Origin of the sequence: Streptococcus mitis, assembly GCF_023110375.1 — a bacterium.
In the GTDB taxonomy this organism is placed as follows: domain Bacteria; phylum Bacillota; class Bacilli; order Lactobacillales; family Streptococcaceae; genus Streptococcus; species Streptococcus mitis_CI.
This window is the reverse complement of the sequence record NZ_JALDVV010000012.1, coordinates 1-11,839: the sequence shown is the minus strand read 5'-3', so window position 1 is coordinate 11,839 and position 11,839 is coordinate 1. Positions and strand designations below refer to the sequence as shown.

The following is an 11,839-nucleotide window of genomic DNA, read 5'->3' as shown; positions in this document are numbered from 1 at the left end:
TTTCCGTCTTTATCCTTGTAACTAGTCTTCACTTTTTCGTAGACATGTTCTGTGTCCCCGTTTGGAAGTTTCTTAGTTTCTACGAAGCGGTAGCCCGGAATGTCTTTCTTAGGATTTTCGCCATCTTCTGTTGGATATCCTGGAATTTCATTTCCGTCTTTATCCTTGTGACTAGTCTTCACTTTTTCGTAGACATGTTCAGTGTCTCCGTTTGGAAGTTTCTTAGTCTCTACGAAGCGGTAGCCTGGAATGTCTTTCTTAGGATTTTCGCCATCTTCTGTTGGATATCCTGGAATTTCATTTCCGTCTTTATCCTTGTAACTAGTCTTCACTTTTTCGTAGACATGTTCTGTGTCCCCGTTTGGAAGTTTCTTAGTTTCTACGAAGCGGTAGCCCGGAATGTCTTTCTTAGGATTTTCGCCATCTTCTGTTGGATATCCTGGAATTTCATTTCCGTCTTTATCCTTGTGACTAGTCTTCACTTTTTCGTAGACATGTTCAGTGTCTCCGTTTGGAAGTTTCTTAGTCTCTACGAAGCGGTAGCCTGGAATATCTTTCTTAGGATTTTCGCCGTCTTCTGTTGGATAACCCGGAATTGCTTTACCTTCTTTATCTACAAATGTAGTAACTGGTGTTACTGTTGGTGTGTAGGTTGCAGAAGCTTTTGTTCCGTTCATATCTTCACGAACAACTGTAACTGATGGAGCTGTTCCTGTAAATTCAGGTTCTGGTTTGAAGGTTACAGTTCCGTCTGGTGCTACTGTGTATGTACCAACACCTGGAATAGTCTTAGTTGTTGAACCATCGTCAAATGTTGCCGGAACATCATCATTCATTGGAACACGGCTATCGCCTTCCTTGAATGTTGGTTTACCAGACTGTTCTTGACCTTTTGGTCCAATAGTTGTAGCTGGTTCCGCTGTTGGTGTCACCGGAGTCACAGTTGGTGTGTAGGTAGCTGTTACTGGTGTACCATTCTTATCTACACGTTTAACAGTCACGCCTGTTCCTGCTCCTGTGAATGATTTTTCTGGTACAAATGTTACAGTTCCGTCTGGTGCTACTGTGTATGTACCTTCACCTGGGATAGTCTTAGTTGTTGAACCATCTTCGAAGGTTGCTGGTGTATCATCATCCATTGGAACTACTGGATCACCTTCTGTAAACTTAGGCTTACCTGTTTGGGTAGCACCTTGGATATCTGTAGTTTCAACTGGTGTTGCAGTTGGTGTTACTGGGGTTACAGTTGGTGTGTATTTAGCAGTAACTGGTGTACCGTTCTTATCGACACGTTTAACAGTCACGCCTGTTCCTGTTCCTGTGAATGATTTCTCTGGGACAAATGTGACTGTTCCATCTGGAGCTACTGTGTAGGTTCCTTCACCTGGGATAGTCTTAGTTGTTGAACCATCTTCGAATGTTGCAGGAACATCATCATCCATTGGTACGTTTGGATCACCTTCTGTAAACTTAGGTTTACCTGTTTGGGTTTGACCTTGTTTATCAGTTGAAGTAGCATCTTCAGCTGTTGGAACTACTGGAGTAATCTTAGGTGTGTATGTTGTTTCAGCCGGTGTACCGTTGGCATCTTTAGCTTGAACCTTAACGGCAACAACATCACCTGAGTATGACTTGTCAGTTGGTGTGAAGGTTACAACACCTGTTTCCTTATCAACTGTGAAGGTACCGATTTCTTTACCTTCTGGTGATTTAGCAACTACTGATGCAGCTGGTTGACCATTTTCGTCAAGAAGAGTAATGGTATTCTTGTCGATTGGTGCAACTGGGTCACCTTCTGTGAAGGTTACTGTTCCAGTTTGAACTACACCTTGAGGGGCTACTGATTCAGCAGGTTCAGCAGTTGGAATTACTGGTGTTACAGTTAGTGTATAAGTTGCAGTAACTGGAGTACCATTCTTATCAACACGTTTAACCGTTACGCCTGTACCTGTTCCTGTGAATGATTTCTCTGGTACAAAGGTTACAGTTCCATTTGGAGCAACTGTGTAAGTTCCTTCACCTGGAATTGTCTTGCTTGTTGATCCATCTTCAAATGTTGCAGGTGTATCATCATCCATTGGGATTGCAGGGTTACCAGGTGTGAAGGTTGGTGTACCTGTTTGTGTTTTACCTTGGATATCTGTCGATGTTGCAGGTTCAGCAGTTGGTACGACCGGTGTAATCTTAGGTGTGTAGGTTGTTTCCACAGCAGTACCGTTAGCATCTTTAGCTTGAACCTTAACTGGAACGACTTCCCCTGAGTAAGATTTATCAGTTGGTGTGAAGGTTACAACACCTGTTTCTTTATCAACTGTGAAAGTACCGATTTCTTTACCTTCTGGTGATTTAGCAACTACAGATTCTGCTGGTTGTCCATTTTCATCAAGAAGAGTGATGGTATCCTTGTCAATTGGTGCAACTGGGTCACCTTCTGTAAAGGTTACAGTTCCAGTTTGAACCACACCTTGAGGCGCTTCTGATTCTGCTGGTGTTGCAGTTGGTGTTACTGGTGTTACAGTTGGTGTGTATTTAGCAGTAACTGGTGTACCGTTCTTATCGACACGTTTAACAGTCACGCCTGTTCCTGTTCCTGTGAATGATTTTTCTGGGACAAATGTGACTGTTCCATCTGGAGCTACTGTGTAGGTTCCTTCACCTGGGATAGTCTTCGTTGTTGAACCATCTTCGAAGGTTGCTGGTGTATCATCATCCATTGGAACTACTGGATCACCTTCTGTAAACTTAGGTTTACCTGTTTGGGTTTGGCCTTGTTTATCAGTTGAAGTAGCATCTTCAGCTGTTGGAACAACTGGAGTAATCTTAGGTGTGTATGTTGTTTCAGCCGGTGTACCGTTGGCATCTTTAGCTTGAACCTTAACGGCAACAACATCACCTGAGTATGACTTGTCAGTTGGTGTGAAGGTTACAACACCTGTTGCTTTATCAACTGTGAATGTACCGATTTCTTTACCTTCTGGCGACTTAGCAACTACTGAAGCTGCTGGTTGACCATTTTCATCAAGAAGAGTAATCGTATCCTTGTCGATTGGTGCAACTGGATCACCTTCTGTGAAGGTTACAGTACCAGTTTGAACTACACCTTGAGGTGCTTCAGATTCAGCAGGAGTTGCTGTTGGGGTTACTGGAGTCACAGTTGGTGTGTATTTAGCAGTAACTGGTGTACCGTTCTTATCTACACGTTTAACTGTTACGCCTGTTCCTTTACCTGTGAATGATTTTTCTGGGACAAATGTTACTGTTCCGTCTGGTGCTACTGTGTAGGTACCTTCACCTGGAATTGTCTTCGTTGTTGAACCATCTTCGAAGGTTGCAGGTGTATCATCATCCATTGGTACACGGCTATCGCCTTCAGTAAATACAGGTTTACCAGTTTGTGTAGCACCTTGGATATCTGTAGTTTCAACTGGTGTTGCAGTTGGTGTTACTGGTGTAACTGTTGGTGTGTAGGTTGCTGAAGCTTTTGTTCCGTTCTTATCTTCGCGGACAACTGTCACAGCTGGTGCAGTTCCGACAAATGATTTTTCTGGTACAAATGTAACCGTACCGTCTGCTGCTACTGTGTATGTACCAACATCTTCAACAGTCTTAGTTGTTGTTCCATCGTCAAATGTTGCTGGAACAGCTTCGTTGATTGGAACAGTTTTTTCTACTCCATCAACCGTTACAGTTCCACCCTTGAATTCAGGCTTACCTTTTTGAGTTGCGCCTTGGATGTCTGTTGTTTCTGCTGGTGTTGCTGTTGGTTTAACAGGAGTTACTGTTGGGGTGTATATCGCAGAAGCTTTTGTTCCATTCATATCTTCACGAACAACTCTCACTGATGGAGCCGTTCCAACGAATGATTTTTCTGGGACAAATGTAACTGTACCGTCTGCTGCTACTGTGTATGTCCCAACACCTTCTACTGTCTTAGCTGTTGAGCCATCTTCGAATGTAGCTGGAACAGTTTCATTAATTGGAACAGTCTTCTCAACACCGTTAACTTTAACTGTACCACCCTTAAATTCTGGTTTACCTGTTTGTGTTGCACCTTGAATATCTGTTGTTTCTGCTGGTGTTGCTGTTGGTTTAACAGGAACAATCTCAGGAGTGTAGGTTGTACCTACGAAGATACCGTTTGAACTTTCAGCCACAACTGTAACTGGAGTTACTTTACCAGTGTAAGATTTATCTGTTGGTGTGAAGGTTACAGTACCTGTTGCTGGATCAATTGAGAAGGTACCAATTGCTGTTACTCCATCCTCTGCATAAGCTGGGGTAGTAGTAACCTGATTACCATCATCATCTAAAAGTGTATAGCTATTATCTTTAATAGTAATTTCTTTGTCTTCACCATTAACTTGTACAGTTGTACCTGCAAATGTTGGTGTTCCTGTTTGAGTCGCACCTTGTACATCAATTGATGTTGCCGGATTCGCAGTTGGCTCTGCCGCTACTACAGTTGGGGTATATGTTGCATCCGCTTTAATCGTAGCTTTTTCACCATTTTCGTTAGTAATTGTAGCAGTAGCCTGAACTTTAACTCCCTTAGCAGTTCCAACGAAGTCTTCTTCAGGTGTAAATGTTACAGCACCTGTTGTAGGATCAATAGTGTAAGTTCCTTCTCCTGGAACTGTCACAGTAGTTTCATCAGTAGGTTGACCAGTTGCTGGATCTACCAATTTCTTACTTGTGATTTTCGCAGTCTTACCGTTGCTCAACTCAAATGTAGGTGTTTGAGTTTGTGGAACGTTTTGGATATCCTCAGAAACTTTGTCTGTTGGAGTGATTGTAATTGGAGTTACAGTTGGTGTATAAGTAGCAGAAACTTTCGTTCCGTTCTTATCCTCACGAACCACTGTTACTGCCGGCGCAGTCCCAGTGAAGTTAGGTTCTGGAACGAAGGCTACAGTACCATCTGGTGCTACTGTAAACTTACCAAATCCGTCTACAGTCTTAGTCGTTGAACCGTCGTCAAAGGTTGCTGGAACGTTCTCATCAATTGGTACACGTGGATCGCCTTCTGTGAAGGTTGGTTTACCAGTTTGTGTCGCGCCTTGAACGTCTGTAGTTTCTGCTGGGGTTGCTGTTGGCGTTACTGGAGTAATCTTAGGTGTGTAGGTTGTTTCTGCTGGAGTGCCGTTAGCATCTTTAGCCTGAACCTTAACTGGAACCACTTCACCTGAGTATGATTTATCTGTTGGTGTGAAAGTTACGACACCTGTTGCTTTATCAACTGTGAAAGTACCGATAACCTTGCCATCTGACGACTTAGCATCTACGGAAGTAGCTGGTTGACCATTTTCATCGAGAAGAGTAATAGTATCCTTGTCGATTGGCGCTACTGGGTTACCTTCTGTGAAGGTTACAGTTCCCGTTTGAACCACACCTTGAGGTGCTACTGATTCAGCTGGTTTCGCTGTTGGCGTTACTGGGGTTACTGTTGGAGTGTATGTAGCAGAAGCTTTTGTGCCATTCATGTCCTCACGAACAACAGTCACTGCTGGTGCTTTACCAACAAATGTTTTTTCTGGAACAAAAGTTACTGTTCCGTCTGAAGCTACTGTGTAAGTACCTACACCTTCGATTTTCTTAGATGTAGTCCCATCGTCAAATTTAGCTGGTACAGCTTCGTTGATTGGAACAGATTTTTCTACACCATTGATATCGACAGTTCCAGCTCTAAATTCAGGCTTACCAGTTTGAGTTGCACCTTGAACATCTGTTGTTTCTGCTGGGGTCGCCGTTGGGGTTACTGGAACGATTTCTGGTGTGTAAGTTGTATCCACCTTGATACCGTTTGAACTTTCAGCTTGAACCTTAACAGGCGTTACTTTACCTGTGTAAGACTTATCAGTTGGTGTGAAGGTTACTTGACCTGTTGTTGGATCAATAGAGAAAGTACCAATTTCAGTTGTACCATCTTCAGCAAAGGCTGGTGTGCTTGAAACTTCGTTACCATCTTTATCTAGCAATGTGTAGCTATTGTCTTTAATGGTAATAGCTTTATCTTCACCGTTTACTTGGACAGTAGTTCCTGCAAATGTTGGTGTCCCGGTTTGAGTTGCCCCTTGAACATCTTTAGAAGTTGCAGGGTTTGCAGTTGGAACTGCTGGCACAACCGTTGGTGTGTAGGTCGCATCTGAAGTAATGGTTGCAGTCTTACCATTAGCATTTGTAATAGTAGCAGTTGCCTGAACAGTTACTCCTTTTGCAGTACCGACAAAGTCTTTTTCTGGCGTAAATGTTACTGCTCCAGTCGTTGGATCGATAGTATAGCTACCTTCACCTGCTACTGTCACTGTTGTTTCATCAGTTGGTTGACCAGTTGCGGGATCCACCAATTTCTTACTTGTGATTTTCGCAGTCTTATCGTTGCTCAACTCAAATGTAGGTGTTTGTGTTTGAGGAACATTTTGAACATCCTCAGAAACCTTGTTTGTAGGAGTCACCGTGATTGGAGTTACAGTCGGAGTGTACTTAGCTGTAGCAGTCTTGAGGTATTCATCACGAACTGTTCCATCTTTATCTCTTCCGACAGGAGCAGTCAATGACACCGTAACACCTCTTGCAGTACCAGTAAATCCTGGCTCTGGAACAAAGGTTACTTTCCCAGTTGCATCGTCAATGCTGTAAGTTCCTTCGCCTGCTACTGTTACAGAGGTTGCATTGGTTACTTGACCAGTCGCTGGGTCCACCAATTTAGCAGGGTATTCCAAGCTTGGAGTGACAGAGATCTTGTCGCCATTAGCATTAGTTGTAGTTGTGTTAAAGGTTAGTGTACCAGTTTGAGTCGCACCTTGGACATCAGTTGAAGTCTTATCAACCCCCTCAATTTCCGTTGGTGTAACAGTTGGGATGTAAAGCCCATCCATTGTGTTTAATACTGTATCAACGTTTGCTTCCTTATCAGGGAATTTAGTTGACCAACCTGTGTCATAGCCATTGCTATCTGTACGACGGATAGAGATTCCATCAGCGGTGCCTAGGAATTTATCTTCTGGGATGAACTCCACATCAACAGAAGTTCCGTTTGGAGTGATCTTATATTTCCCTTGACCAGCTACAGCATAGTAGCCATCTGCGCCAGGTGTTACGACTTGCCCTGTACGGTTATCGATCATTTGTGGAGCTACTGTTTCATCAATTTTTGCTGACTCAGTTAGGCTATAGCCTTGCAAACCTCGAGCAGTAAAGGCAACGGTTGCTGTTTGTTTGGCACCTTGAGGACCAGTTGTTTCTTTGACTTCTCCTTTTGGTGGGTGAGTGATTTGAGTCTTAAAGTCCTCAACCTCCCCTGAAAAGGCCATTCCTGTCGGACTCTCAATTTGAGCAGCATCCTTAGCAATTCGTAACCGTACTCCTAGTTCGTTGACACTAGGATCGATATAGGTTTTGCTCTTGGTGAATCTTAGGGTAACGGCTCCATCCTTAGTAATGGTTGCTAAATCAGAGCGTTCGTCTTCATCAAAGGTACCGTTTTGGTTAAAGTCAACCCAACCATAAATATTGGCTTGAGGCGCCCCGTCTGTATGAGCTTCAACAGTAATCGTATAATTCCCTGGTTTTGTACGATCCATCTTGATCAACTCATTGGTTTTTCCTTTGAGGTCATTCGGAAGCAATTGGTCGATGCCTTCATCCGCAGTGGTCGCCTTGTCATCACCAGTCCAATCAAGGGTATTGTTTTCATCCATATCGGGACTCAAGTGACCGAGATAAGGTTGGTTTACTTTCTTACCGGTAATCCCATCAACAGTTGCAATTGAATGAACTGCCTTACCATATGACTCAGGAGCATCCCCTTCATCAAGTGGGAAGAATCCTAGCATAGCAGACTGTTTACCACCCGAAGCGATGTAAAGTCCAACTTCAGAGGCACCACGTGTCATCACGAGTGGAACAGTATAATTACCTGCAGAAATGTTTGGTCCAAAGACGCCAGTCCCAAGACCACCAGTTACTTGGTCAGGATTTCCGAAATATTTCCAAGCTACTGGTTTCTTATCTGGTCCAACTTGATCAGAATCACGAAGTTGTCTTAGGTTAATGTTATTATATTTAGGTTTAGGCCCCAAAAGGTTATCTGTATCTTGCGGAACGTAAGTTTCAGAGGTGGATGGTCTAGTAAATTTTTTCCATTCCCCAAGGTGTTGCCAACCTTCTCCATTGGTAGTGAACATAACAAATTCACCAAGGTTGGCAGACTCTCCATCAGCCATAACAATAGCTGGCTTAACTGTCTTGCCACGGAAGGTTGCAGAGATTTCAAACTGAACTCCAATATTTCCACCATTCATAGCTGAACCCATGGTAGTCTTCTTGGCTTTCGTATCAACGTTTTCAAATCTAACTTCAGTCCAACCGTTTTGAGCATCAGCGACAACGTCGGCTTCTTCGCCATCATTAAAAGCTTTTTTAACCCCTGTTGAAGTAACACCCTTTACATATCCATTTTTTGCATTTGGATCATAGGTTGCTTTTTCAGCTTCTGTAGCCCCTTGCTCTTCCATCCGTTTTTTATAGATTTCAGTTGCTTGGAAAGGTTTCAAAGATTTAACTTTTACAGTGACTACATAGCCAGGCATGATTTCCTTGGTATAGGTAGCCCCAACTTGAAGAGCTAATTTTTCTTCTAAATCTTTATCAGGAAATTGGTCATTTTTAGGAACATTGACTGTTTTTGCCCCTGTCCAGTTGGCTACATCTCCAAAGTCCAACCAAGTAATCTGGCTAGTCATAGATTTGGCATCAAGATCTGTTGTAAAACCTGGTTTTTCTACCTTTGGAGTTGAAGTTGCGTCTTCAACGTCATCCCCAATCAAGCTTGGATCATTTGCGTCACCGAGAGCACGACGAGAGCGGCGTTTAGGAGCGTTTTCAGACGCTGGAGCTTCTTCGCCTGCTGCAATCTTTTCTTCTGTAGCTGCAGGCTTAGTAGGTACTTCTTTTTCCTTAAGTTTATCATTTACAATCGTTGCAAGTGATTGGTAAGCTGCGTCAAGTTCAGCTTGGCTTGTAGCAGAAGTAAGTGCATTTTTAGCATTGGCAAGACCTACCTTAAGAACTTCAACGCTCTCGTCTGTCTTGTTGCTGTATTTACCATTTGCCACGTTTGCTTCAATTTCAGCAACGTAAGCTGCCAATTTGTCGCTATTTAGCTCAGGTTTTACTTCAGTAGAAACTGCAGGTGCTGCTTCCGCTTTATAAGTTACTTCTTTAGTAGGTGCTGCTTCTGTAGTTACAGGGGTTTCAGCTTTGTCTACTTCTGTTGTAGCTGCAACTCCGTCAGCTTGTTTTTCTTCAGTTACTTCATCAGCTCCGACACCTGTAGCAGTTCCGAGCATTACCAACGTTCCGAGTAAGACCGAGCAAACTCCTACATGAAGCTTACGAATCGAGAATCGACTAATTCGGTCATTAAACAGATCATTTTTCATGATTTACCTCCAATATCCTGTCCAGAATTGAATATATTGTTATGTTTTATGCACTGTTTTTTATGAATACACAAACAACTACTTTACATTTTAGCATTCACGTAAGTAAAACTCAACGATTATGCTTAATATTTTAAAAAAGAATATTTATACTCCGAAGTCTCAAAATATTATTTTTTTGCATGTTTTATGTAGTTTTATTCAATATTTTTACACAAAAAAGAGGGAACCCCCCCTCTTTTTCATTTCAAGTAAATATTCTATTCGTTTATTTCAACTTGAGCCTCTACAACAAGATTTGTTTCTTCATTTCCTTCTTCCTCTACCGGAGGATTAAGGTATTCTTCTTCGTTGATAGCTTGTGGTTCAAGGTTACGGTAACGGGCCATACCAGTACCTGCTGGGATGATCTTACCGATGATAACATTTTCTTTCAGTCCAAGGAGATGGTCTTTCTTACCACGGATGGCCGCATCTGTAAGGACACGAGTTGTTTCCTGGAAGGAAGCCGCTGACAAGAAACTGTTGGTTTCAAGTGAGGCTTTGGTAATTCCCATAAGAACTGGGCGACCTGTCGCTGGAACTCCACCTGCGATAAGGACATCTTTGTTGGCATCTGTAAAGTCATTGATATCCATGAGGGTACCCATGAGAAGATCTGTGTCACCTGGATCCATGACACGGACTTTACGGATCATTTGACGAACCATTACCTCGATGTGTTTGTCACCGATTTCTACCCCTTGGCTACGGTAAACTTTTTGTACTTCACCGAGAAGGTAGGTTTCAACTGACAAGACATCACGAACTGCAAGGAGACGTTTCGGTTGGATAGAACCTTCTGTAAGAGCTGCACCGCGAGAGACTTGGTCTCCAACTTGGACACGCATACGGGCTGTAAATGGTACCACGTATTCGCCTTCTCCAGTTTCGCCTTTAACGAAGACTTTCTTAGTACGCGTTGAAGCATCTTCTTCGATTGCTGTAACTTCCCCTTTGACTTCTGTGATGACCGCTTCCCCTTTAGGATTGCGGGCTTCAAAGATTTCTTGGACACGAGGAAGACCCTGAGTGATATCGGTATTTGAGGCAACCCCACCCGTGTGGAAGGTACGCATTGTAAGCTGTGTACCAGGTTCCCCGATAGATTGGGCAGCGATTGTACCAACTGCTTCACCAACTTCAACGGCATCACCAGTCGCCAAGTTGATACCATAACAGTGACGGCAGACACCATGACGAGTATTACATGTAAATACAGAGCGGATAGTCACTTCTTCAACACCGGCATTGACGATTTCACGAGCCTTGTCTTCTGTAATTAATTCGTTTGGACCGATGATAACTGCACCAGTTTCTGGGTGTTTAACAGTTTTCTTAGTGTAACGACCATTGAGACGTTCTTCGAGAGACTCAATCATCTCTTTACCTTCAGTAATAGAACGGATCAAGAGACCACGGTCAGTTCCACAGTCATCCTCACGGATGATAACATCTTGGGCAACGTCAACCAAACGACGAGTCAAGTAACCTGAGTCGGCTGTCTTAAGGGCCGTATCGGTCATACCTTTACGCGCACCGTGAGTTGAGAAGAACATTTCGAGTACTGACAAACCTTCACGGAAGTTTGAAAGGATTGGCAATTCCATGATACGTCCGTTTGGAGCCGCCATCAGACCACGCATACCGGCAAGCTGTGAGAAGTTTGAGATGTTACCACGGGCTCCAGAGTCCATCATCATAACGATTGGGTTCTTAGGATCTTGGTTGGCAATCAAGCGTTTCTCAAGTTTTTCACGAGCAGCACGCCATTCAGCTGTAACAGCATTGTAGCGTTCGTCATCTGTGATCATACCACGACGGAATTGTTTTGTGATTTGTTCTACACGTTTGTGTGATTCTTCGATGATTTCAGCCTTGTCTTCAACGACTGGAATATCGGCGATACCTACTGTCAAACCTGCAAGAGTTGAATGGTGGTAACCGAGGTTCTTCATACGGTCAAGTAGGGCAGATGTTTCTGTCGTACGGAAACGTTTGAAGATTTCAGCGATGATATTCCCAAGGTTTTTCTTCTTGAATGGAGGGTTAAGTTCAAGATTGCTGATAGCTTCCTTGATATCTCCACCAAGTGGCAAGAAATATTTAGCTGGAACGCCTTCTGTCAAGTTGGCATTGTTTGGTTCTTGCAAGTATGGTAGACCCTCTGGCATGATGTCGTTGAAGAGGATTTTACCAACCGTTGTAAGCAAGACCTTGTGTTTTTGCTCTTCAGTCCAAGGCTTGTTGAGGCTATCTGTTGCAATACCAACACGTGAGTGGAGGTGAACATAACCATTACGGTAAGCCATAACCGCTTCGTCACGGTCTTTGAAGACCATTCCTTCACCTTCACGACC

Annotated in this window: 2 protein-coding genes; both read right to left on the bottom strand. The window is 43.3% G+C overall.

The window, feature by feature from the left end; translation table 11 throughout:
• The coding region (locus M1G12_RS07610; protein ID WP_247949650.1) for a CshA/CshB family fibrillar adhesin-related protein at positions 1 to 9,440 on the bottom strand (9,440 nt) is incomplete at its 3' end.
• 260 nt (positions 9,441 to 9,700) lie between these two features.
• A partial coding sequence (locus M1G12_RS07605) for a DNA-directed RNA polymerase subunit beta' (RefSeq protein WP_474104181.1) occupies positions 9,701 to 11,839 on the bottom strand: 2,139 nt, incomplete at its 5' end.